The organism is Nocardioides jiangsuensis (assembly GCF_019679455.1).
Classification (GTDB): domain Bacteria; phylum Actinomycetota; class Actinomycetes; order Propionibacteriales; family Nocardioidaceae; genus Nocardioides_C; species Nocardioides_C jiangsuensis.
This window is the reverse complement of the sequence record NZ_JAIEZQ010000002.1, coordinates 574,434-600,988: the sequence shown is the minus strand read 5'-3', so window position 1 is coordinate 600,988 and position 26,555 is coordinate 574,434. Positions and strand designations below refer to the sequence as shown.

Here is a 26,555-nt window from a genome sequence, read left to right as displayed (position 1 = left end):
GCCGCCGCCGGGACCAGCCGGTCCCGGCGGTGCAGCAGGAGCAGAAGAAGAAGTGACGCGTCAGGCGACGACGACGACCGTGGCCCCGACGGGAGCGAACTCCCAGAGGGCCCGGGCGTCCGGTCGCCACTGACGGATGCAGCCGTGCGACTGCGGGGTGCCCAGCTGGGCCCGCGTCTGCACCTTGCGCCCCTCGTCGACCGGGATGTCGTGGAAGCCGATCGCGGCCCGGTCGCCGTGGGTGAAGCGCACCATGTACCGCATCGTCCCCGAGTCGTCGACGCCGATCGCGTCCACCGACTTGGAGTACACCTCGTAGGTTCCCGGGCCGAGGTTGTCGGTGAGGCTGCCGGAGACCAGGTAGGTGCGGCGGACCCGCTCGTTGCCGCCGACCAGCCACACCCGCTGCCGGCTCATGTCGAAGACCACCCGGCGTCCCTCCCCCGAGTCCTCGGGAAGCGTGTCGTCGACCGGGAGGATCCCGCCCGGCTCCGGGGCGCGCATCAGGTACGGCGACCCGGCACCGGCCAGCGCGAGGCCGCTGCTCTCGGGGCCGACGGCGTCGCGGGCCGGCGCGGCGTACGCGACCTCGACGCCCTCGCCGCTGGGCAACAGCCCGCTGCCGCCGAGGACGGCCACCAGGGTGACCAGGACGGAGGTGCCGGCCAGGGTGATCCGCGAGTAACGCGGTCGCACGGACGGCGACCGGGTCGGTCCTTCTCGCATCCCTGGCATGGGAACCATCCTAGGTGGCCGAGGCCGCTCGTTTCGTCAGGTTGACCGCCACGTCGCGGTACGCGTCGGCGCCGCGGTGGCTGCGCGTGGTGCTCAGGATGGACCGTCCCGCGGCCGGGGCCTCGGCGAAGCGGATCGACTTCGGGATCGGCGGCTCGACGACCTCGAGGTCATAGGTCTCCGAGATCGTCTCGAGCACCGCGCGGGCGTGGTTGGTGCGCCCGTCGAACAGGGTGGGCAGCACGCCCCAGACCTCGAGCTCCCTGTTGGTGAACCGGCGGACGTCGTGCACCGTGTCGAGCAGCTGGCCGACCCCGCGGTGCGACAGCGTCTCGCACTGCAACGGGATCAGCACGCCGGTGGCCGCGGTCAGCGCCGCGACGGTGAGCACGCCGAGCGACGGCGGGCAGTCCAGGAGGATCCAGTCGTAGTCGGTGAGCTCCTCGAGGCTGGCCCGGACGACGTACTCGCGGCCGGTCCGGGTGAGCAGGTCGGCCTCTGCCCGGGCGAGCTCGATCGTCGCCGGCAGCAGGTCGACGCCGTCCTCGGTCTCGATGATCACCTCGGTGGCGTCGAGGCCCTTGGTCAGCACGTGGTGCACCGACAGCTCGAGGTCCTCGGGGTCGATGCCCAGCGAGAACGTGAGGCACGCCTGCGGGTCGAGGTCGACGATGAGGACCCGGTGGCCCAGCTCGGCGAGCGCGGCGCCGAGGGAGGCGACCGTCGTGGTCTTGGCGACCCCGCCCTTCTGGTTGGCGATCGCGAGAGTCTTGGTGGTCATCGGTTCTCATTGTGCCCGAGAGGGGCCGGAGTTCCGCCCCTTGTCCGTGGAATGCTGGGCGCATGTCTCGCCCCACCGCTCTCGTCACGGGTCCCACCGCCGGCATCGGCCGCTCCTTCGCGCACGCGCTGGCCGGGCGCGGCTACGACCTGGTGCTCGTGGCCCGTGACAGGGACCGGCTGGACTCGCTCGCGGCGCAGCTGCGCGAGGCGTACGGCGTCGAGGTGGAGGTGCTCCCGGCCGACCTGGCCGACCGCGACGCCCTGGCCACCGTCGAGGCCCGGGTCGCCGACCCCGACCGTCCGGTCGCCCTGCTCGTGAACAACGCCGGCTTCGGCCACAAGACGCCCTTCGCCGAGAACAGCGTCGAGGACGAGCAGCAGCTGCTCGACGTGCTGGTCACCGCGGTGCTGCGGCTCAGCCACGCCGCCCTGAAGCCGATGCTGGCCCGGGGCGGGGGCGCGATCGTGAACGTGTCCAGCGTGGCCGGCTTCCTGCCGCGCGGGACCTACAGCGCCGCCAAGGCCTACGTGACCTCGTTCAGCGAGTGGCTGGACCTCACCTACCGGGACCGCGGCGTGCGGGCGATGGCGCTGTGCCCGGGCTTCGTGCGAACCGAGTTCCACGAGCGGATGGGGGTCAGCCAGGGCTCCGCGCCGGCCTGGATGTGGCTCGACGCGGACCGGCTGGTGCAGGACGCGCTGGCCGACCTCGACCGCGGCCGGAGCCTCTCGGTCCCGAGCCGGCGGTACAAGGTGCTGACCGCGGTGGCGCGGTACACGCCCCGCTCCGCGCTCGCCCGGTTCCAGTCCGTCGGCCGCCGGTAGCCTGGCACCGCTCACCCCTCCCCGGCGACGAACGCGCGGACGGCGTCGGCGACGAGCTGCACCGCGATGGCCGAGAGCAGCAGGCCGGAGATGCGGGACACCAGCATCACCCCGCCATCGCGGATCAGCCGCAGGATCGGGGTGGAGAACCGCATCGCCAGCCACAGCGCCACGTGCACGAGCACCACGCCGAGGGCGACCGCCGCGAAGCTGGCCAGGTCGTGCACCCGCTGGGAGAAGACCATCGTGGCCACGATCGCGCCCGGCCCCGCCAGCATCGGCGTCCCGAGCGGCACCAGCGCGACGTTGACGTCAGCGGCGGCGGTGGCCTCCTGCTCCTTGCCGGTCAGCAGCTCCAGGGCGACCAGCAGGAGCAGCAGCCCGCCGGCGGCCTGGAGGGCGGGCAGCGAGATGTGCAGGTAGCCCAGGATCTGCTGGCCGAAGAACGCGAAGGCGACGATCACCGCGAACGAGACCGCCACCGCCTGCCACGCGGCGCGGTGCAGGGTCGCGGCGGAGCGGCCCCGGTTCAGCGCCAGGAAGATCGGGATGGTGCCGACCGGGTCCATGATCACGAACAGGGTCACGAACACCTCGGTCATCAGGACCAGGCTGAGGACGTCGCTCACCTGCCGACGACCTCCGGCGTACGGCGCCCCGACGCGCGCTCGGCGGCCCGCGCGAGGTCGAGCAGCCGGGCGTACTCATCGGGGTCGGTGGTGTTGCAGCCCAGGTCGTGGTCGACCTTGCCCTCGCCGTGGAAGTCGCTGGAGCCGGTGACGAGCAGGTCGAGGTTGCGGGCCACCGAGCGCAGCCGGTCGCGGGTCGCCGTGTCGTGGTCCTGGTGGTCGACCTCGACCCCGGCCAGCCCGGCCTCCTTCAGCGCGGCGAGGCCGGCCTCGTCGAGCGCCTGGTGGTTGTGCCGCTTCGCCCACGGGTGGGCGATCACGCTGACTCCCCCGGCGTCGGCGACGGTGTCGATCATCGTGACCAGGTCGGCGGCGTAGCGGTGGACGTAGGCGGGCCCCTGCGGCCCGAGGTAGCGGTCGAAGGCCTCGCCCCGGTCCCGCACGACCCCCTTCGCGACGAGGGCGTCCGCGACGTGCGGCCGGCCCATCGCGGCCGCGTCGCCGGCCAGGCGCCGTACGTCGTCGGCCTCGATGTCGATGCCGATCCGGCGCAGCCGCTCGAGCGTGGCCGGGAGCCGCGCGTTGCGGCCCTCGAGGATCCGCACGAGCTCGTCCCCGAGCCGCCGGTGCTCGGGGTCGGGCAGGTAGGCCAGCAGGTGCACTCCGGACCCCTGGAGCACGCAGCTGAGCTCGATGCCGCGGACCAGGGTGAGCCCGGCCTCCTCCGCGGCCTCGGCCGCCTCCGCCCACCCCTCGGTGGTGTCGTGGTCGGTGAGCCCGAGGACGTCGATGCCCTCCTCACGCGCGTGGCGGACCAGGTCGGCCGGGGTCATCGTCCCGTCGGAGCGGTCGCTGTGGGTGTGGAGGTCGATGCGCACGTGCGAAGCCTAGTCGCGCCCTCCCCCGCCACCGGACCTGCGTCACCAGGGCGGCGGGTGCCCGCCGAAGGGGAGCTCCATCAGCTCCGGGCCGAGGTCGGAGACGTCGAGCAGGATCCACTCGTCGTTGAGCAGCAGGGCCGCCGAGGCCGGCCGCATCACCAGCCAGAGCCAGCGCCCCTGTGCCTCTCCCGCGAACACCGACCGGTCGAAGTTGGAGTCGCTGTGGCTCGTCGAGACCGACCACAGCGAGACCGGGCGGCCGTCCACGCGGACCTTCGCGTGCGGTGGGCCGTCGCCGATCTCCGCGCCGGGGTCGGTGTGGTCCACCCCCGCGATCCGGGCGCCCAGGCCGACGCCGGGCTCCTCGGACACCACGGTCAGCTCGACCACCCCGTCGAGGTCGCTGGTTCCCGAGCACGACGCGAGGCTGGCGCGTGCCTCTCCGTCGCGCGGTGAGCCGACACAGCCGAAGTCGGTGATCGTCCACCCCGGGCTCAGCGGCCAGGGCAGCAGCGTGGGGACGGTGGTGCACCGCAGCAGGTGCTCGGTGAGCGCCTCGTAGCTGGCCTCGGCCGGGCGCCACAGTGGGGTGATCCGGCCGTGGTCGAGGCAGCGCCACCCGTCGTCGTCTTCGGTCACCGGGGACGAGCAGCGGGGGCAGCTCGCGGCAAGGCTCATGGGGTAACGCTAGGCGTTAACCCCGTGCCGTCAAGGAACTTCGGACTAAGGTCGTGCGACGTGGAGCGAGTGTGGGTCGACTGCGTCGGGGGCATCGTGGCCCGCGCCGACGGGCGGCTGCTGATGATCCTGCGCGGCCAGGAGCCCGCCAAGGGCTGCTGGTCGGTCCCGGGCGGCCGGGTCGAGCCCGGAGAGAGCGACGAGCAGGCCACCGCCCGCGAGGTCCTCGAGGAGACCGGGCTCGCGGTCGTGGTGGGCCCGCTGGCCGGCACCGTCGACAGGGATATCCCCGGCGGCGGGGTCTTCCGGATCCGCGACTACCGCTGTGTCCCCGCCCCGGGGGCGGACCCGGCGGCGGTCCGCGCCGGGGACGACGCGGACGACGCCGGGTGGTTCACCGCCGACGAGGTGCGCGCGCTCACCTGCACCCCGGGCCTCGTCGAGGCGCTCGAGGAGTGGGGCGTGCTCGCGCCTAGGAGTTCCAGCGCAGGATGACCGGGGTCTCCCGCTCGTAGCCCAGTGTGCAGATCGTGGAGGTGTCCAGCCGGAACAGCCGGCCGTCGCCGACGGGCAGCCCGAGCCACCGGGCGGTCAGCGCGCGCAGGGCGTGCCCGTGGCCGAAGACCAGGACGCGGCCCTGCACCCGTCGTACCCGCTCGACCACGCGGTCCAGCCGCTCGGTGACCTGCTCGGGCGGCTCCCCGCCCGGCGTGGGGTGGGTCCACACGGTCCACCCCGGCACGGTCTCGCGGATCTCGAGGGTGGTGATCCCCTCGTAGTCGCCGTACTCCCACTCGACGAGGTCCTCGTCGACGACCGCCCCGGCGAAGCCGGCGAGCTCGGCGGTACGGCGGGCCCGCTTCCGCGGGCTGGTGAGGACGAACTCGAACTCGTCGTCTCGCAGCCGCTCCTCGAGGTGGCCGGCCACCTCGACCCCGAGGTCGGTCAGCGGAAGGTCGGTGTGCGAGGTGTGCCGGTGGTCGCGGCTCCACTCCGTCTCCCCGTGTCGTACCAGCCACAGCTCAGAGGTCATGGCCGTGATCCTGCCACGTCCGAATCGCCCCAGGGGCTCGCGAGCAGCTGCACCGGGACGCACGAGGCCCCCGCACCGTGGGGTGCGGGGGCCTCGACGCCGGGTTGTCAGGTGACCCGGTCAGGCGACCTCGACGTCAGACGACACAGCCGCCGAGCGCGATCTGTCCGTCGATCGCCTTGATCCGGTTCTGCACGTCGCCCAGCTGGGCCTGCAGCGACAGCACGACGCCCTTCTGGGTGGCGATCGCGTCCTTGTTGGCCTTCTTCTGGGCCTCGAGGGTGCGCAGCGTCGCCTGGGCGGCGGTGATCTTCTGGTCGAGCGAGCTGAGCTGGCCCTGCAGGGTGGTCAGCTGCGCCTCGGTCGCGGAGATCTCCTCGTCGATCCTGGTCAGCTCCGCGAGGAGCGGGGCCACCCGGGCCTGCAGGTCCAGGATCTCCTGCTCCTTGACGGCGATCCGGCCGTTGAGCCCGGTCAGCGTCGCCACCAGGTCGTCGAGGCGGGCGTTCAGCGTCGCGATCTCGTCCTTCTTGGCGTTCACGGCGGCGTTCGCCTCGTCGACCGCGGCCTGCAGCGCCGGCAGCTCGGACTCGAGCCGGGCGATCTCGGCCCGCTTGGCCTCGACCGCGGCATTGGCGTCCACCAGGTCGGCCTCCGCCTCGCCGAGGTTGTCGCGCAGTCCCTCCAGCACCGCCGTCTGGTCGGCGATCGCCTGCTGGGCGGCCTCCACGTTCTGGCTGAGGGTGGGGAGCTCGGCCTCGAGGTCCGCGACCACCTGCTCCTGGGCCGCGACCGCCTCGTTCGCGGACGTGACCGCGCCCTCGAGCGCGGGCAGGTCGCTCTCCAGGCCGGCCAGCTCGCCCTGCTTGGCGGTGACGGCCTGGTCGGCGGAGGTGACCGCGTCCTCGAGCGCGGGAAGCTCGCTCTCCAGGCCGGCCACCTCGGCCTGCTTGGCGGCGACGGCGGCGTTCGCCTCGGTGACCGCAGCCTGCAGCGGGGCGGCCTGCTGCTGGAGCTCGCTGCTCTCCCGCTGCTTGGTCACCAGCTGGGCGTTGAGGTCGTTGATCTGACCCTGCAGCGAGGTGAGGTCACCCTGCAGCCCCGAGATCAGCGCGTTCGTGTCGGTGATCTCCGCGTTGACGGCGTCGAGCTGACCCTGCTTCGACCTCCGCAGGTCCAAGAGCGCCTGCTTCTCGGGGGAGTTGCCCTTGATGGCGGCGATTCGCGCGGTGAGCGAGGAGATCTCGGCCTCCAGGGCCGTCTTCTGCTGCTGCAGCGCGGCCAGGTCGGCCTGCGCCGCCGAGAGCTCGGCCTGGGTGGCGGTGATCTCCGCGTTCACGGCGGCGATCTGCACGTTGAGCGCGTCGATCTCCTTGGCGAGCGTGGCGGTCGCGGCCTGGTTGGCGGCCAGCGCGTCCGCGGCGTCCTGCGCCTCGGACTCCAGCGCCGCGAGCTCGGTCTGCGCCCGGGTGACCTCCGCCTGCTTGGCGGCCAGCGCGTCCGCGGCGTCCTGCGCCTCGGACTCCAGCGCCGCGAGCTCGGTCTGCGCCCGGGTGACCTCCGCCTGCTTGGCGGCCAGCGCGTCCGCGGCGTCCTGCGCCTCGGCCTGCCGCGTCGCGAGCACGTCCCGGGCGGTGAGGATCTCGGCGCGCTGGGCGTCGAGCTCCTCCTGCGCGGCGACACCGTCGGCCACGAGCCTGGCCAGCTCGGCCTCGCCGTCGGCGACCGCCTGGGTCGCGTCCGCCACGGCTGCCGCCGCACGCTGCGCGTCGGCCTCCAGCCCGACGAGCTCACCCTGGGCGGTCTCGATCATCGTGTGCTGCGTGGCCAGGGCGTCCGCGGCCGTCGCCGCGTCGCTCTCGAGACCCGTGAGCTCGGTCTCGGCGGACGCGATCTGGCCCTGCAGCGCGGTGATGTCGGCCTCGACACCGGCGGCCTGCGCGGTGAGGTCGTCGTGCGCGGCGAGCGCGTCGGCGAGCTGCTGCTGCAGCGGCGCGAGCTGTCCCTCGACCGTGGCCCGCTGTGCCCGCAGGTCGACGAGCGTCTGCTCGGCGGCCTCGACGGCCGCCGCGGTGCTCGCCTGCTGCTCGGTCAGCCCGGCCAGCTCGGTCTCGGTCGCCGCGGCTTCGGTGGCGAGCCGCTGCTCCTCCGCCTCGAGCGCCGCGATCTCCTGGTCGGCCGCCGCGATCTGGGTCTCCAGGCTCTCGGCCTGCGCCTCCAGGTCGGCTCTCTCGGCCTGCAGCAGGCGGATGGCCTCCGCGTTCTTCCGTGCGGCGGCCTTGAGCAGGTTCTCCTGGACCATGCCGCGGTGGGAGAGCTGGTTCACGACGCCCGAGCAGATGCCTCCCGAGGTCGTCGTCGAGGCGGCGAGCGCCGGGCTGCCGGCCAGGAGGAGCCCGGCGCAGACGGCCGGGGCGAGGGTCACGCGCGCGACGCGCCTGACGAAGAAGGCCGGGCCGGTGGTGGCCGTGGGCCGGCTGGTGCGAGAAACAGACATGTGAACACCTTTGAGTGCAGTCCCCAACTGCGCCGCGTCGCCTGCCTCCCCAGGCAGCGCTGCAGCACCCCCGAGAAGTTCAGGGGCAGGTGTGAGTCTTCGCCGGGTCCGTCCGGATCTGAGCCGAATCGACCGAAGTGGTCCCCCAACCACCCATCTGGGCTACCCGCTCCGGCCGTTCCGCCAGGTCACCGTTCCGGGCGCGCCGATCACAACCGCCCGGTCAGTGCACGCCGCCCATGAGGGCCCGGATGGGTCGCGCGAACGCGGCCAGCACCAGGCCGAGCACGATCGCCACCGCGCCCACCACGCCGAAGTACGCCGTCTCGCTCTCGGCGGTGTAGAACTGCGCCAGGTAGCCGGACATCGCCGACCCGAGCGCCACCGAGAGGAAGAACAGCGCGACCATCTGGGTCTTGAAGACCGCCGGCGCGAGCTTGGTGGCCAGCGACAGGCCCACGGGCGAGAGCAGCAGCTCGGCGACCGTGAACACCGCGAGGATCCCGACCAGGCCGAGCAGCGGGGCGCTGTTCGTGCCGCCGCCGGCCATCGGGATGAACAGCAGGAACGCCACGCCCATGGTGACCGTGCCGAGCGCGAACTTCACCGGGGAGGACGGCTGGCGCGGGCCGAGCCGGGTCCACATGGTCGCGAACACGCCGGCGAGCAGGATGATCATCACCGGGTTGATCGACTGCACCCACGACACCGGCATCTCCCAGCTGAACAGGGTGCGGTCCAGCCGCTTGTCGGCGTACTGCGCCACCACCGTGAACTGCTGCTGGAACAGCGACCAGAACGCCGCGCTCGACACGAACATGGGGATGAACGCGACCACCCGGCGGCGCTCGACCGTGCTGATCTTGCGGCTGGAGAGGATCACCACGAAGTAGGCGACCGCGGCCACGACGGTGGCGCCGATGACCACGTTGGCGAGGTTCTCTGCGGTGAGCACGCCGAGCCACACGAGGGCCGCGAGGACGGCCGCGGCGATGAGGCCGAGGGCCAGGGCCGTCGTACGGCGGTGCGCCGGCAGCGGGTTCTGCAGCTCGTTGGCGTGGGCCGGGAGGTTCTTGCGGCCGACGGCGTACTGGACCAGACCGGCGGCCATGCCGATCGCGGCGAGGCCGAAGCCGTAGTGGAAGCCGAGCTCCTTCTGGGCCAGACCGGTCAGGAGCGGTCCGACCAGGGCCCCGAGGTTGATGCCGAGGTAGAACAGCGAGAAGCCGGCGTCGCGGCGCTCGTCGTCCTCGGCGTACAGCGACCCCACGAGCGAGGTGGCGTTCGCCTTCAGCCCGCCGCTGCCCACGCCGACGAGGAGCAGGCCCGCGCCGACCCCGGTGAACCCGGGCAGGAGGGCCAGCGCGACGTGACCGGCCATGATCATCAGCGCGCTGGAGAAGAGCGTGCGCTCGGAGCCGAGGACCCGGTCGGCGAGCCAGGCGCCGAGGATCGTGGACAGGTAGACCAGACCGCCGTACGCGCCGACGATGCCGCTCGCGGTCGCCGGGTCCATGCCGAGGCCGCCGTCGGCGACGGGGTAGTACAGGTAGATCAGCAGGATGCCCTGCATGCCGTAGAAGGAGAAGCGCTCCCACATCTCCACGCCGAAGAGGTTGGCGAGGGCGCGGGGCTGGCCGAAGAAGGTCTTCTGCTGCTGGGGTTCGGGGGCTGTCTCGACACTCACCGGCATAACGTGCCACCGCCGCCGCGACGCCTCCAAACCGGGAGGACGTGGCGCTTTTCACGCACGAGAGCCGCCTCACGCAGCCGGTGCGCGGGCGGCTCTCGAGGGGGCCGGGTCAGCCCTTGGCCGGGGGCTCCACGAGCGTGGGCCGGCCGGGCTGCTCGCCGCCGCGCGCCTCGAGATAGTTGTTCTTGGGCACCATCACCTTGCGCTTGAAGATGCACACGAGGGTGCCGTCCTGCTTGTAGCCCTTGGTCTCGACGTGGACCACGCCGCGGTCGTCCTTGGACGTCGACGCCCACTTGTCGAGCACGGTGGTCTCGCCGTAGATCGTGTCGCCGTGGAAGGTCGGCGCGACGTGTCGCAGCGACTCGATCTCCAGGTTGGCGATCGCCTTGCCGGAGATGTCCGGGACGCTCATGCCGAGCAGCAGCGAGTAGATGTAGTTGCCGACCACCACGTTCCTGCCGAACTGCGTGGTGTTCTCCGCGTAGTTCGTGTCGAGGTGGAGCGGGTGGTGGTTCATCGTGATCAGGCAGAACAGGTGGTCGTCGTACTCGGTGACCGTCTTGCCGGGCCAGTGCTTGTACGTCGCACCGACCTCGAACTCCTCGTAGCTACGACCGAACTGCATCCCACGCTCCTTGCAGGTTTGTCCGACTTGGGTGCCCCCATCGTGGCCGAACCGTGCGTCCCGTGGGAGCCCCCGGAGCCGTGGGATTACTCACGCGTACGGCGCAGCCGGCCGGCGAGCCCGCGCGCCGGGGGGGCGGCCTCGGACTCCGGCTGCTGCGCCTGCGCCTCGGCGAGGGCGCGGCGGGCCTGCGCGAGCTCGGCGCGGACCTTCTGCAGCTGGCGCCGGGCGTTGTCGCGCTCCGCACGGCGCTCGCGGTGCTCGTCGAGGACCCCGACCAGGGCGGCGACGCTCTCGGCGAGCAGCCGCTCGTCGGAGACCTCGTCGCGCAGCGTCGGCGCGGTGGGGTCCGCCTCGGGGTCGCCCTCCGGCGGGACCAGCTCGGCGAGGTCGCCGACCACGTCGACCCCGAGCCGCTCGAGCTCGCGGGCCACGTCGCGGGACCACTGCACCGCGAGCGCCCGGTCCTCGGGGCTGAGCCGCAGCCTCGTGCCCGGGTGCTCGACCAGCACCCGCTGGGCGAGCATCGTCTTCACGTCCACCGAGTACGGGCCGGGGTGCGGCAGCGCGTCGCCGAGCGCGGCGTTGACCCGGCGGAGCAGCTCGACCTGCTCGGCGCCCAGCGACCGGTTGGCGCGGGACCGGGTCAGGTCGAACGACGCGGGGTCGAGCCCGAGCAGGCCGGCGAACCGCTCCCAGAGCAGGGAGGACCCGGCGCCGGAGCCCGGCACGGTCACCACGTGCACCCGCTCGGGGGGCAGCGTGCTTCCCCAGCGTCGGACCAGCGCGGCGTAGTCGTGGACCTCCCAGAACCAGGTGGCCTCCCCGGTCCGGGCGACCAGGTCGTCGACGAACTCGGGGAAGGTCGCGGTGCGCCGGTGCTTGATCCGCTCCTGCCACTCGGCCGGCACCTGGCGCACCAGGTCGCGGGCGGTGACCACGAGGTGCACCTCGGTCTCCGGCCCGAAGGCGGCGACGGCGGCCGCGGCATGATCGGCGGTGGCACCGGCGAAGAGCTCGTGGGTGATCAGCACGTCGCCGTCCCAGGCGAGCGCCTCGTCGACCAGGCGCCGCCACATGCCCACGGCGCGGTCGGGGTGGTGCTCCTGCGCGGAGAGGCCGCGCAGGTCGAGGTTGGCCAGGTAGTGGTCGGCGGTGGAGCTGCCGGGCAGCAGCAGCCCCTGCTCACGGGCCGTGTCGTGCTGCGACCAGAGCACGTTCTGCAGGAACGTGGTGCCGGTCTTGGGGCTCCCGACGTGCAGGAACACCCGCGCCGGACCCGATCCCTGCCCCTGCGTGCCCACCTGAGTCCTCCTGCGCCGTAGGTCCTGCCGGCCTCGAAGTCTACGGTCCGCGGCGGGTCGCCCCGGCACCCGGCGTGCAGCGGTCGGCCAGCGGGGTGCGGCGGTCAGGCGCCCCCGCCACCGGCCTTGCGGCGGTGCATCCGGACCCCGCTCATCGGTCCGCGGGTCTCGTGCGCCTTCTCCTTGCCGTGCCCCTTGTGCTCGACGCCGCGGTCGTTGCTCTGCTTGCGCTCGAGGGCCTCACGCATCCGGGCCTTCACGTCGTCGTTGCCTGCTCCGGCGTTCTCTTCCGCGGCCATCGGTCCTCCATCGGCTCGGTCCTGACGGCCCACCCTGGCACGGCGACCCCGCGAGGTCGAGGGGTTTACTCCCAGGTCGTGGGCAGCCCGTGGCCGACCGTGGTGCCCAGGATCCGGCGGTCGCCTCCCGGCCACAGCCGCAGCACGACCAGGAACTCGTGGTCGGCCCCGGGGGTACGACGGGTGGGCTCGGCGAACAGGTGCGCGAACGGCGCCGACTCCGTCGCGGCCGCTCCCAGCCTGTCCAGCGTCGCGGTGACCTCGGCCTGCTCCTGCTCGCCGAGGTACTGCCACATCACGCTGTGCCAAAGCACGGTGGTGGTGCCGTCCACGAGCGCGACGTCCCGGACGAAGGAGGCCGCGTCGCGCCGCCGTACCTCCACCGGGTGCGCCGCGGCGACCGCGAACGCGTGCCGGAGCCGCTCGTGCCGCTCGTGCTGGTCGGGCCAGACGTACGCCGTCAGCAGCAGCCTGCCCTCGGGGGTGCCCACGTCGACCGGCATCGGGTCGCTGCCGAGCCGCTCGGCGACCTGCAGGTCCGGCCAGGGCTCGAGCGGCGTCCCGCGCCAGGCGTCGACCAGCCGCAGCGGGCTGTCGGCGGGCCCCTGCACCACCGCGCCGTCCATCTCGTAGGCGAACCGGTCGGCGCGCAGGTTGAGCCCGCCGCTCGACCCGATCTCCAGCAGCCGGACGGGCAGCCGGTACGTCTCGCCGAGCCGGAGCAGGCCGCCCACCAGCGCGGCGGCCCGGCCGACCTCGTTGGTCTGCGGCGGCCGGTCCAGCCACTCGCGGACCGCGTCGGGCTCCTGCCCGAGCAGCGCCTCGAAGGCGCGCCAGCCACCCGCCGGCTCCCAGGTGCCGCCGACGCTCGGGTAGAAGGTCGCGAGCCCGCTCGCGCGGCGCTCCAGCACGAGCCGGTGCACGCTGCCGAGCAGGCGCAGGCCGAGCCCGGACGGGCCGGGGTCGTCCTCGTGGCCGGTGAGCACGGTGCACGTGACACCGCCCGCCTCGAGGTCGTCGGCGAGCCGGCCGAGGAGCTCGGCGTACATCGGGGAGCCGAGCCGTTCGCAGGCCCCCGCCTGGTCGCGGAACAGGCGGGCGGTGCGGGCGGCACCCTCCCGCGACATCCCTGCGGTCACAGCGTCCGTTCGTAGTTCGCCAGGAGGGCGCGCAGCCGCTCCTCGTCGCGCTGCTCGGCCGGGAGCAGGACCTCGGCCACCACGTCGGTGACCTCCGCGAGCCGCTTGTTGAGCTGGCGGCACTCCTGCACCTCGGCCTCCAGCCGGGCCACCCGGGCGCGCAGCGCCTCGATCTCCCGCTGCGCCTTGCGCCAGCGCGGGGGCCCGTCCTGCGGGCCCTGCTTCGGGCCCTGCTTCTGGCCCGGTTTGCCGCCCTGCCTGGGGCCCTGCTGCGGACCGTTCTGCGGATCCTGGCCCTTCTCGGGTCGCTTCCTCATCGTTCTACGCCTCCAGTCTCGCGACGATGCGACATACGCGCGGGTCCTCGTGGTGGTGCACCGCCAGGCCGTGCCGGTTCTCGCTGTGGGTGACCGTGAAGCCGTAGCCGGCCAGCTCCCCGGCCACCGTCTCCGGCTGCACGAACTGACGGTAGTGCTCGCCGAACTCGTGCTCGGTGGCCTCGGTGCGGAACTCCAGGTACAGCCGGCCGCGGGTGCCGCGCAGGACGCTGCGACCGAACCGCCACAGGTTGTGCCGGCCCTCGTCCTCGAGCGCGTGCACCAGGAACCGGGCGTAGACCGCGTCGGTGGGCCGCTCGTGCGCGAGCTGCGCGCCGACGGTGAGCAGCTGCCGGTAGTCGTAGAGGTTCAGCCGGCGGAACCGGGCCGACGAGCCGGTCTCCCGGGCCCTGCCCTCGGCGAAGGCCACCCCGGAGGACGCGTAGTCGCAGCCCAGCACGTCGATCCCCTGGTCCGCGAGCCACAGCGAGTCGCGGCCGGTGCCGGAGCCGACGTCGACGAGGGACGCGGGGCGCGGCTCCTGCTCGGCCACCCACCGGGCGAAGGACGACGGCTCGGTCGGCACCCGGGCGGCCTTGGTGGCGTAGAAGTCGGCCCAGTAACGGATGTGGCGACGCTCGCCGCGCATCAACCCGCCGAACCGGCGCCTGGCCCACCGCGGCGGGTCGTACTTGAAGGCCGGGTCGGGCACCCGCCACGAGGGGCCGTAGGTGGCCTCGAGGAGGGCCTCGGGGTCGGCCGGCGCGGGCAGCCGCACCCCTTCCACCTCGACCTCGCTCGGCGGGAACAGCGCCGAGACCGGCAGGTCGGCCACCACGCTGGGCATCAGGTGCAGCGACCCGTCGAGGTAGAAGGCGGTGAACACGTCGATGCCGATCACCCGGTCACCGGGCAGCCGGGCCATCACCTTGAAGTCGCCGCCGGACATCCGGCTCGTCTGCCAGCCCGCCTCGTTGAGCTCGCGCTCGATCTGCATCGACTCACGAATGATGTCGAACGGGTGGGTGGACCGTGCCAGGTAGGCGATGTCGGCGTCGTTGTCGTGCCCGATCAGCCGGCCGTCGCGGACCCCGCCGAGCAGGGCGCCGAACGCCACGAAGGCCCGGTGGCCCCGCGCGTCGAGCTGGGCCAGCGCCTCCGCGACGTGCTCCACGAGGGCACGGCGTACGTCGTCGCCGGCCTCGGCGAACATCGGGGTGACCGAGCCCTGCTTGTCCACCGCGAGGGGCCGGCCGTCCTTGCCGACGACCCGGAGGACCCCCTCGCCGGTCCCCAGCGAGACGGGCGCGTCGTACAGCACCTCACCGTGCTCGATCGACCGCAGTGCCAGCCGGGCGCGGCCGTCGAGGTGGGGGCGCAGCAGGTCCGGCCAGGGGACCGAGCACCCGCCGTCCGACGTACGGCGCCCGTCCCGGCCGGGCACGAAGGCCCACACCCGGCGGCCGTCGAGCTCCACCGCGAGACCGCCCTCGACCGGGTGCCGCAGGTGCACGCCCTCGTCGTCGACGCGTGCGTCCAGCAGCCCCGCCGTCCCGCTCTGCTCTGTCATACGTGTCACCCCGTCCGGCACGTCCACCCCAAGGTTGGACAGTAGCCGAACGGCAGGTGGACGGGCAGGGGCGCCGCGCGGGTCAGCGCAGCTTGTAGTCCTCGAGCAGGCGGCGGCCGATGATCATCCGCTGGATGTCCGCGGTGCCCTCGCCGATCAGCAGCATCGGGGCCTCGCGGTAGAGCCGCTCGATCTCGTACTCCTTGGAGAACCCGTAGCCGCCGTGGATCCGGAAGGAGTCCTCGACGACCTGCGAGCAGTACTCCGAGGCGAGGTACTTGGCCATGCCGGCCTCGAGGTCGTTGCGCTCCCCCGAGTCCTTCTTGCGGGCGGCCTTGACCATCATCTGGTGCGCGGCCTCGACCTTGGTGCCCATCTCCGCGAGACGGAACAGCACCGCCTGGTGGTCGGCGATCTTCTTGCCGAAGGTCTCGCGCTGCTGGGAGTACCGGACGCCGAGCTCGAAGGCGCGCCACGCCACCCCGCAGCCGCGGGCGGCGACGTTCACGCGGCCGACCTCGACCCCGTCCATCATCTGGTAGAAGCCGCGGCCCGGCTGCCCGCCGAGAACCTGGTCGGCGCCCACCTCGAACCCGTCGAAGACGAGCTCGGTGGTGTCGACGCCCTTGTAGCCCATCTTCTCGATCTTGCCGGGGACGGTGAGCCCGGGCATGACCTCGCCGAAGCCGGCGGGCTTCTCGACCAGGAAGGTGGTCATGTTCTTGTAGACGGAGTCGGCGCCCTCGTCGGTCTTCACGAGTACGGCGACCAGGGTGGAGGAGCCTCCGTTGGTCAGCCACATCTTCTGGCCGTTGATCACGTAGCCGTCGCCGCTCCTCACGGCCTTGGTCTTGATCGCCGACACGTCGGAGCCGCAGCCGGGCTCGGACATCGAGAACGCACCGCGGACCTCACCGGCGGCCATCTTCGGCAGGTAGTACTGCTTCTGCTCCTCGGTGCCGTGCTGCATGAGCATGTAGGCCACGATGAAGTGGGTGTTCACGATCCCCGAGACGCTCATCCAGCCGCGTGCGATCTCCTCCACCACCAGGGCGTAGGTCAGCAGGGACTCCCCGAGACCGCCGTACTCCTCGGGGATGGTGAGCCCGAACAGGCCGAGCTCCTTCATCCCCTCCACGATCTCGGTGGGGTACTCGTCCTTGTGCTCCAGCTCGGTGGCGACGGGGAGGATCTTCTCGTCGACGAACGAGCGGACCGTCTTCAGGATCTCCTGCTGGATGTCGGTCAGGTCGTCGGTGCGGCACAGCTCGGGCATGTCAGTTGTCCCCTTCCGGAGCGGTCCACACGTCGGAGCGCTCCATGCCGGCGGCGCGGCCCTTGGCCGAGATCACCAGCGCCATCTTGCGCGAGGCCTCGTCGATCATCTCGTCGCCGAGCATGACCGCGCCCTTGGCGCCGCCCTTCTCGGAGGTGAACCAGTCGTAGGCGTCGAGGATGTTCTCGGCGTGGTCGTAGTCGGACTGGAGCGGCGAGAACACCTCGTTGGCGGCCGCGATCTGGTCCGGGTGCAGGGTCCACTTGCCGTCGAAGCCGAGGGCGGCTGCGCGGCCGGCGACCCGCTTGAAGCCGTCGAGGTCCTTGATCTGCAGGTAGGGCCCGTCGATGGCCTGCTTGTCGTGCGCCCGCGCCGCCATCAGGATCCGCATCAGGATGTAGTGGTAGGCGTCGCCGACGTCGTACCCGGGGGGCTGCTCGCCCACCACGAGGGACTTCATGTTGATCGAGGCCATGAAGTCGGCGGGGCCGAAGATGATCGTCTCCACGCGCGGCGACGCGGTGGCGATGTCGTCGACGTTGATCAGGCCGAGCGCGTTCTCGATCTGCGCCTCGATGCCGATCCGGCCGACCTCGTAGCCCATCGTGGTCTCGATCTGGGTGAGCAGCACGTCGAGCGCCTTGACCTGGTCGGCGGTCTGCACCTTCGGCAGCATGATGCAGTCGAGGTTCGCCCCGGCGCCCTCGACCACCTCGATGACGTCCTTGTAGGTCCACTGCGTGGTCCAGTCGTTCACGCGGACCGTGCGCACCCGGTTCCCCCAGTCGCCGGTGTTGAGCACCTCGACGATGTTCTTGCGGGCGTCGGGCTTGGCGATCGGGGCCACCGAGTCCTCGATGTCGAGGAACACCTGGTCGCTGTCGAGACCCTGCGCCTTCTCGAGGAAGCGCGGGTTGGAGCCGGGGACAGCGTGGCAGGAACGGCGTGCGCGGAGCGCGTCAGACATCGAGGAACCTCTCTTCGACAGGCCAGGTTGCTCGGAGCCTACTCGCAGGTAGCAGCCCGCGGGGAGGCCCGGATCCCGTGGCATTTGTCACCGTGAGCGGACCTGTACAGCGACCCGCGGCGGTGCGTCCCGTGACTGTGGAGCGCCGGCGGCACGCCCGTCAGTCGAGGGGTGCCTCCAGGCTCGGCTCCGCCTTCGGCGCGGTGTTGTTGAGCACCACCAGCGCCATCCCGGCGAGGATCACCAGGAGACCGAGCAGCGCCTCGAGCGGCGGCCGCTGCCCGAGGATCCAGGCCGCCAGCAGGGCGGCACCGGGCACCTCGAGGAGCAGCGCCAGCGAGACCACCATCGGTCCGGTCGTCGCGAGCAGGTGGTTGAAGACCGAGTGGCCCATCAGCTGGGCGGTCAGCGTCACGGCGAGCAGGAGCAGCCACTGCCGCCCGTCGTACCCGGCCAGCTCCTGCCCCGACACCAGGCAGGCCACGGCGAGGAACAGCGCGCAGGTGCCGTAGCACACGAAGGTGTACGTCGTCGTGGTCATCGTCCGGCGGGCCCGGGAGCCGACCAGCATGTACGCCGCGGCGGCCATCCCGCCCACGAGCGCGAGCAGGTCCCCCACCAGCGCCTCCACGGACAGGGTGAGGTCGACCCCGGAGACGACGAGCACCCCGGCGAACGCGACGACCAGCCCGGCCACCACGCCGGCGCGGAACCGCTCCCCGCGCAGCAGCTGCCAGGCCACCACCCAGCCGATCTGCAGGCACACGAGCGCGGTGGCCGAGGCGACCGACGTGAGCGTCAGCGACGTGACCCAGGTGCCGAAGTGGAGCGCGAGCGCGAGGCCGGACGCCGACACCAGCAGCAGCCGCCGCCCGCCGAGCCCGGTCAGCTCGGTCCGCCGGGTCGAGACCGCCGACGGGGCGAGCAGCGCGGTCGCCATCGCGTTGCGCCAGAACGCGATCGCCAGCGGAGGGACCACCATCGCGGCCATCAGCGGGCCGGACAACGAGACCGCGAGGACGCCGACGGCCATCAGCAGGAGGGTGCGCACCAGCACATCCTCCCCGCCGCGCGTCCACCACCGCACACGGCACACGGGCAGGACGGCGCACGCACACGGGCACACGGGCACGACGGCACACGTGTGCCGTCGTGGCACGTTCGCGCTCCGGGACCCTGTCACAACCGCACACGTGTGCCGCTGTGTCGTCGGCGTGGGTGAGCGGACCCGGGTCAGGGGCGGCCGGGGAAGAACGGGCGCCAGTCCTCGGCGAGCCGGCGCGGGAGCCCCGGTTGCTCGCGCAGGACGTAGACACCGCGGAAGATCCGCCGGAACCGCGAGGTTCGCAGCACCCGCGGGGAGATCCCGGCCCGCACCGCGTCGGCCCGGGTGAAGGGACGGCGCAGGTCGAGCGCGGTGGTGGGCTCGGGTTCGGGCGAGGTGGCGACGGCCATGCCCGCGACTCTGCCAAGAGCCGGTGCGCCGACGAAGGCTCCGTCCACAGGCCACCGTCTCGCCGGCCCGCGGCAAGCGCACACGTGTGCCGTTGGCGCGTTCTCGCGCCGGAGACGTGCAACGCGCGCACACGTGTGCCGTTGTGTCGGTCGCGGGTACGGGCACGGGCGGCGCGGTGTGTGGCAGGCTCGTGCCGTGACCGAGCCCTCCGCCGACGCGTTCACCGCGGCGCTCACCGCCGAGGTGGGCAAGAAGACCGGCGTGTGCTGGCTGCGGTACGACGGGCGCGACCACGCCGTGTGGCACCTGTGGCACGACGACGCGCTCTACGTCGTCTCCGGCGGCAACGAGCAGCCGCTCCCCCGGATCGAGTCGGCCGACACGGTCGAGGTCGTGATGCGCAGCAAGGAGAACGGCGGCCGGCTCCTCACGTGGGAGGGGACGGTGTCCGTCGTACGCCCCGGTGACGAGCTGTGGGGGCCGGTCACCACCGCCCTGGTCGCGGACCGGCTCAACCTCGCGGACCTCGAAGTCGCCGCCGACGACTGGGCCGCGCACAGCGTGGTGTCCCGGATCGTGCCGACCGCCCGCGTCGTCGAGGCGCCCGGGGCGCTGCCCGACGACGCGCACCTCGCCGTCCCGCGGGAGACCACCGCGACCACGCGTGGGCCGCTGCCGCGGATCCTGCACCGGCGGGTACGGCGCCGCCCCCGCCTCAGCTAGGCCGCGGGACCGCGATCTCGCCGCGGGCGACGGGTTGCACCCGCCCGGCCACGTGGCAGCGCTTGGCCACCCCGTCCGACGCCTCGACCCGGCCGAGCAGCTGCGAGGGCCTGCCCATCTCCACGCCCTGCGTGATCGCGTAGCCCCCGCCCTCGGGCAGCCGCCCGGCCGCGACCAGAGCCATCCCGAGCCCGACGGCCGCGGACCCGGTCGCCGGGTCCTCCTCGACCGACAGGCCGGGCACGAACACCCGGGCGTGCACCTCGAGCCGTCCGGCGCCGTCGTCGGCGACCACGTGGTGCAGGTTGATCCCCTCGATCGGGTCGCGCGCCTCCCCCACCCTGGCGAAGTCCGCAGCGTAGGACCGCAGCGGCCGGCTCGACGGGTCCGCCCGGACCACGGCGTCCTCCACCACGGGCAGGTGCACGAAGGTCAGCCCGCAGCCCGCGACCCAGACCGGCCCGGCCAGGTCGGTCAGGGACAGGCCGACGTCCTGGAGCAGTGCGACCACGAGCTCGTCGTCGAGGGGGCCGAGCAGGTCGCGCGGTGTCGCGGAGAGCTCGACCCGGTCGTCGTCGGCGAACCGGACGCCGACCGGTCCGGCGCCGCACACCTGGGTCAGGTCTGGCCCCTTGACCAGCCCCCGCTCGCGCAGCACCCAGGCGGTACCGAGGGTCGGGTGCCCCGCGAAGGGGATCTCGTTCGAGGGGGTGAAGATCCGGATGCCGTACGTCGTACCGTCCTCGACCCGCGACGACGGGAACGTGGTCTCGGAGAAGTTGAACTCCTTCGCGATCTGCTGGCACTGCGCGGTGCTGAGGTCGTCCGCACCGTGCACGACGGCGAGCTGGTTCCCGGCGAACGGGCGGTCGGTGAACACGTCGACGATGTCGTAGGTCAGCATGGCGGCATCCTCCCAGAGCGCCGCGGAACTGGCCCTGGGCGCTAACGTATCCAGACGTGAGCACCTCTCCCACCCGCGTCTTCGCTGCCCGCCTGGCAGGCCTGCCGGTGTTCGACCCGGCCGGCGACCAGGTCGGGAAGGTGCGCGACCTCGTGGTGGCGCTGCGCACCGGCAAGCAGCAGCCGCGGGTGCTCGGGCTCGTCGTGGAGGTATTCGGCCGCCGCTCGATCTTCGTGCCGATGACCCGGGTGACCCACATCGACTCCAGCCAGGTGATCACCACCGGCCTGGTGAACATGCGCCGCTTCGAGCAGCGCTCCACCGAGACCCTCGTCTTCGGCCAGATGCTCGACCGCAAGGTGAGCGTCAAGGACACCGGCGTCGAGGGCACGGTGTACGACGTCGCGATGGAGCAGGCCCGCAGCCGTGACTGGGTCCTGTCGAAGGTCGCCCTGCAGGAGGGGTCGAAGCGCTTCGGTCGCAAGGGGCAGACCCACGTCGTGGACTGGGCCGACGTCGAGGGGTTCACCCTCCCCGACGAGACGCAGGGCGCCACCCACCTGCTCGCCGCGCTGGTCGAGATGCGCCCCGCCGACCTCGCCAACGTGATCCACGACCTGCCGTCCAAGCGCCGCGGTGAGGTCGCGGCGGCGCTGAACGACGAGCGGCTCGCCGACGTGCTCGAGGAGATGTCGGAGGAGGACCAGGTCGAGATCCTCGGCAACCTCGACAACGAGCGCGCCGCGGACATCCTCGAGGAGATGTCGCCCGACGACGCCGCCGACCTGATCCGCGAGCTCCCCCCGGAGACCGCCGAGCAGCTGCTCGAGCTGATGGAGCCGGAGGAGGCCGAGGACGTCCGCCGGCTGATGTCGTACGAGGAGCGCACCGCCGGCGGCATGATGACCACCGAGCCGGTGATCCTGCCGCCCGACGCGACCGTCGCGGACGCGCTGGCCCTGGTCCGCAACGCCGAGCTCACGCCGTCCCTGGCCGCCCTGGTGTACGTGTGCCGCGCCCCGCTCGAGCCCCCGACCGGCCGGCTGATCGGCGTCGCGCACATCCAGCGGCTGCTGCGGGAGCCTCCGTCGACCCTGGTCGGTGCGGTGCTCGACACCGACATGGAGACGCTGCGCCCGACCGCGACCCTCGAGGACGTGGCGCGCCACCTGGCCACCTACAACCTGGTCGCCGCCCCGGTCGTCGACGAGGACGGCCACCTGCTGGGCGCGGTCGCCGTCGACGACCTGCTCGACCACCTGCTGCCCGAGAACTGGCGTGACCGGCCGAGCCGAGGAGGGTTGCTCCGTGCCTAGGAACACCCCCCGCAAGGAGACCGCCCGGGTCCGCCTGGACACCCCCAAGGAGCAGCGCCGGCAGCTGGTCCGCCGGCCGACGTACGACCCGGACGCCTTCGGCAGCTTCGCGGAGCGCTTCGCCCGCTTCATGGGCACCGCGAAGTTCCTCCTGTACATGACGCTGTTCGTGGCGATCTGGCTCGGCTGGAACTGGGCCGTGCCGGCGGACATGCAGTGGGACGCGTACCCGTTCATCTTCCTGACCCTGATGCTCAGCCTCCAGGCGTCGTACGCCGCGCCGCTGATCCTGCTCGCGCAGAACCGGCAGGAGGACCGCGACCGCGTCGTCACCGAGCAGGACCGGCAGGCCAACAGCCGAGCCCACGCCGACATGGAGTTCCTGGCCCGCGAGATGGCGTCGCTGCGGATGGCGATCGGCGAGGTGGCCACCCGCGACTACGTCCGCTCGGAGCTGAGACAGCTGATGCACGAGCTCGAGGAGCGGCTGCAGGAGGACGAGCCGCAGCCCGAGCACGGGCACGCCGCGGGTGACGAACCCCATGCGGACCGCCGGTCGACGCCCCCGTCCCACGACGTACGCTGACGTCATGACGTCCCCTGTTCTCGAACAGATCCAGGCTGCGCTCGCGACGGTCAACGACCCCGAGATCCGGCGTCCGATCACCGAGCTCAACATGGTCGACTCCGTGGAGATCGACGATGCGGGCAAGGTCGCGCTCACCGTGCTGCTCACCGTCGCCGGCTGTCCGCTCAAGGACACCATCACCCGCGACGTCACCGCCGCGGTCGAGCGGGTCCCCGGAGTCACGTCGGTGGACCTGACGCTGGGCGTGATGACCCCCGAGCAGCGCTCTGGCCTCCAGGAGGTCCTCCGCGGCGGCCAGGCGCAGAAGGAGATCCCGTTCGCCCAGGCCGGCTCGCTGACCAAGGTGTACGCGATCGCCAGCGGCAAGGGCGGCGTCGGCAAGTCCTCGGTCACGGTCAACCTCGCGGTCGCGATGGCCGACCAGGGCCTCAAGGTCGGCATCGTCGACGCCGACATCTACGGCCACTCGATCCCCGCCATGCTCGGGGTCGGCGACGTGCGCCCCACCCAGGTCGAGGACATGATCATGCCGGTCCCGACCAGGTCGGCCTCCGGGGCGCCGATCTCGGTGATCAGCATCGGGATGCTCAAGCCGCGGCGCGACCAGGTCGTCGCCTGGCGCGGCCCGATGCTCGACCGGGCACTGGTGCAGATGCTCAGCGACGTCTACTGGGGGGACCTCGACGCCCTGTTCCTCGACCTCCCGCCCGGCACCGGCGACATCGCGATCTCGCTGGGCCAGCACCTGCCCAACGCCGAGGTCGTCGTGGTCACCACGCCGCAGGAGGCGGCCGCCGAGGTCGCCGAGCGCGCCGGGACGATGGCCTCGATGATGCACCAGCGCGTGGTCGGCGTGGTCGAGAACATGTCCTTCCTGCCCTGCCCGCACTGCGGCCCCGAGCACCGGCTCGAGGTGTTCGGCTCCGGCGGCGGCGCCCGGGTCGCGACCACGCTGGCCGGCCGGTTCGGGTACGACGTGCCCGTGCTCGGCGAGATCCCGCTCGACCTCCAGCTGCGCGAGGGCGGTGACAGCGGCCGGCCGATCGTGGAGACCGCCCCGGAGTCACCGGCCGCGCGCGAGCTGAACAAGATCGCCGCGACCCTCTCGGGGCGCGGCCGCGGACTGGCGGGAATGCAGCTGGGCCTCACGCCTGCCGGTAGGTTCTGACCCGTGTTCGGAGTCGGTCTTCCTGAGTTCCTGGTGATCTTCGTGGTCGCCATCGTGGTGTTCGGGCCGGATCGGCTCCCCGAGTTCGCGCGTCAGGCGGGGCGCTTCGTCCGCCAGGTGCGGCACTTCACCCAGGCCGCCCGGGACGACCTCCGCAACGAGCTGGGCCCGGAGTTCGCCGACCTCGAGCTCGCCGACCTCGACCCCCGCAAGGCGGTGCGCAAGCACATCCTGGAGGCGATGGAGGACGACGAGGACGAGCAGGACACCGTCCCGGTCAGGCCCGGCCTGCGCCCGCTCGAGTCGGGCGAGCTGCCGCCGTACGACAGCGACTCGACCTAGCCGACCTTCGCGTCCAGCGTCACCCGCACGGTCCGCTCGTCGCCGTCCCGGCGCACGGTCAGCGCGATCGTCTCCCCCGGCTGGTGGCTGCGGATCGCCACGATCAGCGAGATCCCGTCGTCGACGGGCTTGCTGTCCACCGCGACCACGACGTCGCCCTTCTCGAGGCCGGCGTCCGCGGCCGGCGAACCGGAGGGGACCTCGACGATCTCCGCGCCGCTGCGTGCCCCGCCGGTGTTCACGTTGGCACCGATCACGGGGTACTTCGCCTCGCCCGTCTTCACGATCTGCGACGCGGTGATCCTCACCTGCTCCATCGGGATCGCGAACCCGACCCCGATGTTGCCGGCGTCGTTGGCGAAACCGCCCATCGTGGCGATCGCGGAGTTCACGCCGACCACCTCGCCGCGCAGGTTCACCAGCGGGCCGCCCGAGTTGCCGGGGTTGATCGCAGCGTCGGTCTGCACGGCGTTGATGTACGACGACTCGTCCTCGTCACCGGTCGTGACGGGCCGGTCGAGCGCGCTGACGATGCCGGAGGTGACCGTGCTGCTGAGGCCGAGCGGCGACCCGATCGCGACCACGGTCTCGCCCACGTTCATCGAGCGGGAGGAGCCGATCGCCGCCGGACGAAGGTCCTCGGCGCCGTCCACGTCGAGCACCGCGATGTCGTAGACCGGGCTGCGTCCGACGATCTCGGCCTGGTGCGCGACGCCCTGGTGGTCGACCACCCGGATCGTGCCGTCGTCGGCGACCCCGGACACCACGTGGTTGTTGGTGATCACGTGGCCCCTGCGGTCGGCGACGAAGCCCGAACCGGAGGCCGCGCCGTCCGCCCCGCCCCGGGTCAGGACCTGCACGGTGCTGGGCAGGAGGGCGTCGGCGACCGCGGCCACCGACCCGTTCTCAGGGTCGAGCGGGGCCGGGGTGTCAGCGCCGCCCTCGAAGAGGCTCGAGCCCGCGTCGCCGGTGATGCTGGTCGAGACCAGGGCCCCGCCGATCGTGCCGCCGACCAGGCCCACGACGAGCGCGGTCACCGCCACGAGCGGCCACACCCAACCGGGGAGCGTGGGACGCGCGTGCCGGGGCTGCTGGTAGTACGCCTGCGGCATCGGGGTGGTCTGGTACGGGTAGCCGTAGCCCTGGTAGCCGGGCTGGTGCTGGTAGTCGGGCTGGTGCTGCGGGCCCGGGGCGCCCTGGGGCGGCTGGGGGTTGTGCGGCGAGGTGCCGTACGGCGCCGACGGCTGAGCGTGCTGCGGCTGCGCCTGCTGCGGCGGGGCGCTCGCGGCGTCGCGCTGCCACAACGGGCGGGTGTCGTCCTGCGCGGCGTCGGGTCGGCCGGGCTCGTTCTCGCTCACCCCGCCATTTTGTCCTACGCCCGCAAACGCGTCGCGGGTTCACCGGACTCAGTCGCGGCGGAGGTCCACGGCGTTGCGCTGCGCCCCGTCGCTGCCACGCCGGAGGTCGACCCTGCCGTGCACGCGCACGGTGGGCGCGATGACCGCGGTGGTCGGGGTCGTCGTACCGGTGGGCCGCGTCAGGGAGGCGGTCGGGGCGCCACCGGGCGCTCCGCCGATGCCGAGCGTGCCACCGCCCAGGGACGCGAACCCGAGGACCGCCACGGACACCGAACCCGCGCCGACGAGCGCGATGCCGGTACGCCGGCGGGCCCGGCCGCGGCGCTCGATCTCGCCGACGGCCACCCAGGACTCCTCGAGCCGGTCAGCGTCGCCGGGTGCGGGGGCGCCGTCGAGGTCGTAGAGCGAGCCGAGCAGGTGGTTCGGCGGCTCGTCGGGGGACATGGTGGCGAGCTGGCGCTTGACCCAGCCCTCCCGCTCGACCGCCTGCCGGCACGGCGCGCAGCCCAGCACGTGCGCCCAGGCCCGCTCGGTGGCGGCGTCGTCGAGGGCGCCGTCGACCAACGCGCTCACCGCGGATCCCAGGTGTCCTCCCAGGTAGCGCATCACGACCTCTGCGGGGCGAGGCCGGGGAGCCCGCGGGGTTCCGTCGGTCCGGAGTAGCGCACGCGCCCGGAGCCGGGGGCCCGGTGGGCCAGCGCCTTGCGCAGCATCGACCGCCCGCGGTGGATGCGGGATCGCACGGTGCCGAGCTTGAGGCCCAGGACGTCGGCGATCTCGTCGTACGACAGGCCCTCGATGTCGCAGAGCACGACCGCGGCGCGGAAGTCCGGCGGGAGCGCGGACAACGCCGCCTCCACGTCGTCGTCGAAGAGCCGGTCGGCGACCTGGGAGTCGGGGCTCGGCGCGCGGCCGGGCATCCGGGTCTCGGAGTCCTCGGCGAGCGCGTCGAAGCGGATCTTCGTCTTGCGTCGCGCCTGGTCGAGGAAGAGGTTGGTGGTGATCCGGTGCAGCCAGCCCTCGAACGTGCCGGGGGTGTAGCGCGACAGCGAGCGGAACACACGGACGAAGACCTCTTGGGTGAGGTCCTCGGCGTCGTGCGGGTTGCCCGTCAGGCGGTAGGCGAGGCGGTACACCCGCGCGGAGTGCTGGGTGACGACGTCCTCCCAGGACGGTGTCTCCCAGGAGGTGTTCAGGTCGGACTCGTTCATCCGGCGCTCCTTGCCCCAGCGGGCTCCGGCAGCTGTGCCGCTGACTGTGGTCGCCATCTTCTCGGCGCTGACCTCTTCCACGCTAGGAGCCGCTCCTGAGAGATCCCTGAAGGAACGGGTGGTAGTTTCCTGGGTTTTCCCGGCCTCCGTGCAACGACCGGGGCGCCGCCGGTGTTCCCGCGCGTCGGGGCGGGGCCGCTGACGGTAGAGTCACGTCTCGTTCACACCCTGTGT

29 protein-coding genes are annotated in these 26,555 nt (G+C 72.5%); 7 read left to right on the top strand and 22 right to left on the bottom strand.

All coding sequences use genetic code 11. From position 1 onward, the window contains the following. Positions 1 to 60: 60 nt before the first annotated feature. Together K1X13_RS11460 and K1X13_RS11455 are read right to left on the bottom strand one after the other, a co-directional pair. Entirely contained in the window at positions 61 to 735 is a 675-nt protein-coding gene (locus K1X13_RS11460; RefSeq protein ID WP_221025186.1) for a L,D-transpeptidase, read from the bottom strand. A 10-nt stretch (positions 736 to 745) separates the two neighbouring features. Beyond that, a complete protein-coding gene (locus K1X13_RS11455) occupies positions 746 to 1,516 on the bottom strand; it encodes a ParA family protein (protein ID WP_221025185.1) in 771 nt (256 codons plus the stop codon). Between the two features lie 62 nt (positions 1,517 to 1,578). On the opposite strand from K1X13_RS11455, the gene K1X13_RS11450 reads away from it, so the two are divergent. Beyond that, entirely contained in the window at positions 1,579 to 2,343 is a 765-nt protein-coding gene (locus K1X13_RS11450) for an SDR family NAD(P)-dependent oxidoreductase (RefSeq protein WP_221025184.1), read from the top strand. Positions 2,344 to 2,354: 11 nt separating this feature from the next. Here the strand turns inward: K1X13_RS11450 and K1X13_RS11445 are convergent, their stop codons facing one another. Genes K1X13_RS11445 through K1X13_RS11435 form a run of 3 tightly spaced genes read right to left on the bottom strand, consistent with a single transcriptional unit; the run spans position 2,355 to position 4,531 of the window. Then, positions 2,355 to 2,972, bottom strand: a complete 618-nt coding sequence (locus tag K1X13_RS11445) for a MarC family protein (RefSeq protein WP_308249517.1) — start codon at positions 2,970 to 2,972, stop codon at positions 2,355 to 2,357. Then, complete coding sequence (locus K1X13_RS11440) at positions 2,969 to 3,850, bottom strand: PHP domain-containing protein (RefSeq protein ID WP_221025183.1); 882 nt, start codon at positions 3,848 to 3,850, stop codon at positions 2,969 to 2,971. Before K1X13_RS11440 ends, K1X13_RS11445 begins: the two co-directional genes overlap by 4 nt. Positions 3,851 to 3,892: 42 nt before the next feature. After that, the gene (locus K1X13_RS11435; RefSeq protein WP_221025182.1) at positions 3,893 to 4,531 is read right to left on the bottom strand and encodes a DUF6758 family protein; all 639 of its coding nucleotides are present in this window, start codon (positions 4,529 to 4,531) and stop codon (positions 3,893 to 3,895) included. Positions 4,532 to 4,591: 60 nt separating this feature from the next. Between K1X13_RS11435 and K1X13_RS11430 the strand changes: the two genes are divergently transcribed. Next, positions 4,592 to 5,026, top strand: coding sequence for an NUDIX hydrolase (locus tag K1X13_RS11430; protein ID WP_308249516.1), 435 nt, complete (start codon positions 4,592 to 4,594; stop codon positions 5,024 to 5,026). On the opposite strand, the gene K1X13_RS11425 is transcribed toward K1X13_RS11430, so the two are convergent. The 13 genes from K1X13_RS11425 to K1X13_RS11365 form a co-directional block, all read right to left on the bottom strand. Next, positions 5,004 to 5,564 (bottom strand): histidine phosphatase family protein, encoded by a 561-nt coding sequence (locus tag K1X13_RS11425; protein ID WP_221025181.1) that lies wholly within the window; start codon positions 5,562 to 5,564, stop codon positions 5,004 to 5,006. The two genes, K1X13_RS11430 and K1X13_RS11425, sit on opposite strands and share 23 nt — an antisense overlap. A gap of 136 nt (positions 5,565 to 5,700) precedes the next feature. Then, positions 5,701 to 8,061 (bottom strand): coiled-coil domain-containing protein, encoded by a 2,361-nt coding sequence (locus tag K1X13_RS11420; protein ID WP_221025180.1) that lies wholly within the window; start codon positions 8,059 to 8,061, stop codon positions 5,701 to 5,703. Positions 8,062 to 8,284: 223 nt separating this feature from the next. After that, the gene (locus tag K1X13_RS11415) at positions 8,285 to 9,748 is read right to left on the bottom strand and encodes a peptide MFS transporter (protein ID WP_308249515.1); all 1,464 of its coding nucleotides are present in this window, start codon (positions 9,746 to 9,748) and stop codon (positions 8,285 to 8,287) included. Between the two features lie 115 nt (positions 9,749 to 9,863). Next, entirely contained in the window at positions 9,864 to 10,382 is a 519-nt protein-coding gene (locus K1X13_RS11410; RefSeq protein ID WP_221025178.1) for a MaoC family dehydratase, read from the bottom strand. 86 nt (positions 10,383 to 10,468) lie between these two features. Beyond that, complete coding sequence (locus K1X13_RS11405; protein ID WP_221025177.1) at positions 10,469 to 11,686, bottom strand: hypothetical protein; 1,218 nt, start codon at positions 11,684 to 11,686, stop codon at positions 10,469 to 10,471. Between the two features lie 104 nt (positions 11,687 to 11,790). Next, the gene (locus K1X13_RS11400) at positions 11,791 to 11,985 is read right to left on the bottom strand and encodes a DUF5302 domain-containing protein (protein ID WP_221025176.1); all 195 of its coding nucleotides are present in this window, start codon (positions 11,983 to 11,985) and stop codon (positions 11,791 to 11,793) included. Positions 11,986 to 12,050: 65 nt separating this feature from the next. Next, complete coding sequence (locus K1X13_RS11395) at positions 12,051 to 13,124, bottom strand: DUF2332 domain-containing protein (protein WP_308249514.1); 1,074 nt, start codon at positions 13,122 to 13,124, stop codon at positions 12,051 to 12,053. Next, positions 13,121 to 13,441 (bottom strand): DUF6752 domain-containing protein, encoded by a 321-nt coding sequence (locus tag K1X13_RS11390; protein ID WP_221026119.1) that lies wholly within the window; start codon positions 13,439 to 13,441, stop codon positions 13,121 to 13,123. Before K1X13_RS11390 ends, K1X13_RS11395 begins: the two co-directional genes overlap by 4 nt. Before the next feature lie 4 nt (positions 13,442 to 13,445). After that, a complete protein-coding gene (locus tag K1X13_RS11385; RefSeq protein WP_221025175.1) occupies positions 13,446 to 15,011 on the bottom strand; it encodes a class I SAM-dependent methyltransferase in 1,566 nt (521 codons plus the stop codon). Between the two features lie 82 nt (positions 15,012 to 15,093). After that, positions 15,094 to 16,287, bottom strand: coding sequence for an acyl-CoA dehydrogenase family protein (locus K1X13_RS11380; protein ID WP_221025174.1), 1,194 nt, complete (start codon positions 16,285 to 16,287; stop codon positions 15,094 to 15,096). 1 nt (position 16,288) lies between these two features. Further along, positions 16,289 to 17,254, bottom strand: coding sequence for an HpcH/HpaI aldolase/citrate lyase family protein (locus K1X13_RS11375; RefSeq protein WP_221025173.1), 966 nt, complete (start codon positions 17,252 to 17,254; stop codon positions 16,289 to 16,291). A gap of 160 nt (positions 17,255 to 17,414) precedes the next feature. Further along, entirely contained in the window at positions 17,415 to 18,305 is an 891-nt protein-coding gene (locus K1X13_RS11370) for a DMT family transporter (RefSeq protein ID WP_221025172.1), read from the bottom strand. A gap of 182 nt (positions 18,306 to 18,487) precedes the next feature. Continuing rightward, the gene (locus K1X13_RS11365) at positions 18,488 to 18,709 is read right to left on the bottom strand and encodes a hypothetical protein (protein WP_221025171.1); all 222 of its coding nucleotides are present in this window, start codon (positions 18,707 to 18,709) and stop codon (positions 18,488 to 18,490) included. Positions 18,710 to 18,905: 196 nt separating this feature from the next. On the opposite strand from K1X13_RS11365, the gene K1X13_RS11360 reads away from it, so the two are divergent. Then, positions 18,906 to 19,433, top strand: a complete 528-nt coding sequence (locus K1X13_RS11360; RefSeq protein WP_221025170.1) for a hypothetical protein — start codon at positions 18,906 to 18,908, stop codon at positions 19,431 to 19,433. Here K1X13_RS11360 and K1X13_RS11355 read toward each other — a convergent pair. After that, positions 19,426 to 20,337, bottom strand: a complete 912-nt coding sequence (locus tag K1X13_RS11355) for a PhzF family phenazine biosynthesis protein (protein WP_221025169.1) — start codon at positions 20,335 to 20,337, stop codon at positions 19,426 to 19,428. The genes K1X13_RS11360 and K1X13_RS11355 overlap by 8 nt on opposite strands. Positions 20,338 to 20,393: 56 nt before the next feature. On the opposite strand from K1X13_RS11355, the gene K1X13_RS11350 reads away from it, so the two are divergent. Genes K1X13_RS11350 through K1X13_RS11335 form a run of 4 tightly spaced genes read left to right on the top strand, consistent with a single transcriptional unit; the run spans position 20,394 to position 23,752 of the window. After that, positions 20,394 to 21,653 (top strand): magnesium transporter MgtE N-terminal domain-containing protein, encoded by a 1,260-nt coding sequence (locus K1X13_RS11350; protein ID WP_221025168.1) that lies wholly within the window; start codon positions 20,394 to 20,396, stop codon positions 21,651 to 21,653. Next, positions 21,646 to 22,239, top strand: coding sequence for a DUF1003 domain-containing protein (locus K1X13_RS11345; RefSeq protein ID WP_221025167.1), 594 nt, complete (start codon positions 21,646 to 21,648; stop codon positions 22,237 to 22,239). Before K1X13_RS11350 ends, K1X13_RS11345 begins: the two co-directional genes overlap by 8 nt. A gap of 4 nt (positions 22,240 to 22,243) precedes the next feature. Continuing rightward, on the top strand, positions 22,244 to 23,410 hold the full coding sequence (locus tag K1X13_RS11340) for an Mrp/NBP35 family ATP-binding protein (protein ID WP_221025166.1): 1,167 nt from the start codon (positions 22,244 to 22,246) through the stop codon (positions 23,408 to 23,410). 3 nt (positions 23,411 to 23,413) lie between these two features. Then, the gene (locus K1X13_RS11335) at positions 23,414 to 23,752 is read left to right on the top strand and encodes a sec-independent translocase (RefSeq protein WP_221025165.1); all 339 of its coding nucleotides are present in this window, start codon (positions 23,414 to 23,416) and stop codon (positions 23,750 to 23,752) included. Here K1X13_RS11335 and K1X13_RS11330 read toward each other — a convergent pair. From K1X13_RS11330 to sigE, 3 genes are read right to left on the bottom strand one after another with little or no spacing between them, the layout of a single operon-like run. Then, positions 23,749 to 25,110 (bottom strand): S1C family serine protease, encoded by a 1,362-nt coding sequence (locus K1X13_RS11330; protein ID WP_221025164.1) that lies wholly within the window; start codon positions 25,108 to 25,110, stop codon positions 23,749 to 23,751. The genes K1X13_RS11335 and K1X13_RS11330 overlap by 4 nt on opposite strands. A 48-nt stretch (positions 25,111 to 25,158) precedes the next feature. Next, entirely contained in the window at positions 25,159 to 25,683 is a 525-nt protein-coding gene (locus tag K1X13_RS11325) for a zf-HC2 domain-containing protein (RefSeq protein WP_221025163.1), read from the bottom strand. Positions 25,684 to 25,715: 32 nt separating this feature from the next. Then, entirely contained in the window at positions 25,716 to 26,321 is a 606-nt protein-coding gene (sigE, locus tag K1X13_RS11320) for an RNA polymerase sigma factor SigE (protein WP_221026028.1), read from the bottom strand. Positions 26,322 to 26,555 lie beyond the last annotated feature (234 nt).

What these genes read in the sequence shown, in the direction of transcription:
- K1X13_RS11380 (WP_221025174.1), bottom strand. Translation starts at nt 16,287, where the DNA reads ATGCCCGAGCTGTGCCGCACCGACGACCTGACCGACATCCAGCAGGAG.
- K1X13_RS11385 (WP_221025175.1), bottom strand. Translation starts at nt 15,011, where the DNA reads ATGACAGAGCAGAGCGGGACGGCGGGGCTGCTGGACGCACGCGTCGAC.
- K1X13_RS11340 (WP_221025166.1), top strand. Translation starts at nt 22,244, where the DNA reads ATGACGTCCCCTGTTCTCGAACAGATCCAGGCTGCGCTCGCGACGGTC.
- K1X13_RS11455 (WP_221025185.1), bottom strand. Translation starts at nt 1,516, where the DNA reads ATGACCACCAAGACTCTCGCGATCGCCAACCAGAAGGGCGGGGTCGCC.
- K1X13_RS11355 (WP_221025169.1), bottom strand. Translation starts at nt 20,337, where the DNA reads ATGCTGACCTACGACATCGTCGACGTGTTCACCGACCGCCCGTTCGCC.
- K1X13_RS11460 (WP_221025186.1), bottom strand. Translation starts at nt 735, where the DNA reads ATGCCAGGGATGCGAGAAGGACCGACCCGGTCGCCGTCCGTGCGACCG.
- K1X13_RS11425 (WP_221025181.1), bottom strand. Translation starts at nt 5,564, where the DNA reads ATGACCTCTGAGCTGTGGCTGGTACGACACGGGGAGACGGAGTGGAGC.
- K1X13_RS11400 (WP_221025176.1), bottom strand. Translation starts at nt 11,985, where the DNA reads ATGGCCGCGGAAGAGAACGCCGGAGCAGGCAACGACGACGTGAAGGCC.
- K1X13_RS11420 (WP_221025180.1), bottom strand. Translation starts at nt 8,061, where the DNA reads ATGTCTGTTTCTCGCACCAGCCGGCCCACGGCCACCACCGGCCCGGCC.
- K1X13_RS11450 (WP_221025184.1), top strand. Translation starts at nt 1,579, where the DNA reads ATGTCTCGCCCCACCGCTCTCGTCACGGGTCCCACCGCCGGCATCGGC.
- K1X13_RS11375 (WP_221025173.1), bottom strand. Translation starts at nt 17,254, where the DNA reads ATGTCTGACGCGCTCCGCGCACGCCGTTCCTGCCACGCTGTCCCCGGC.
- sigE (WP_221026028.1), bottom strand. Translation starts at nt 26,321, where the DNA reads ATGAACGAGTCCGACCTGAACACCTCCTGGGAGACACCGTCCTGGGAG.
- K1X13_RS11365 (WP_221025171.1), bottom strand. Translation starts at nt 18,709, where the DNA reads ATGGCCGTCGCCACCTCGCCCGAACCCGAGCCCACCACCGCGCTCGAC.
- K1X13_RS11410 (WP_221025178.1), bottom strand. Translation starts at nt 10,382, where the DNA reads ATGCAGTTCGGTCGTAGCTACGAGGAGTTCGAGGTCGGTGCGACGTAC.
- K1X13_RS11390 (WP_221026119.1), bottom strand. Translation starts at nt 13,441, where the DNA reads ATGAGGAAGCGACCCGAGAAGGGCCAGGATCCGCAGAACGGTCCGCAG.
- K1X13_RS11435 (WP_221025182.1), bottom strand. Translation starts at nt 4,531, where the DNA reads ATGAGCCTTGCCGCGAGCTGCCCCCGCTGCTCGTCCCCGGTGACCGAA.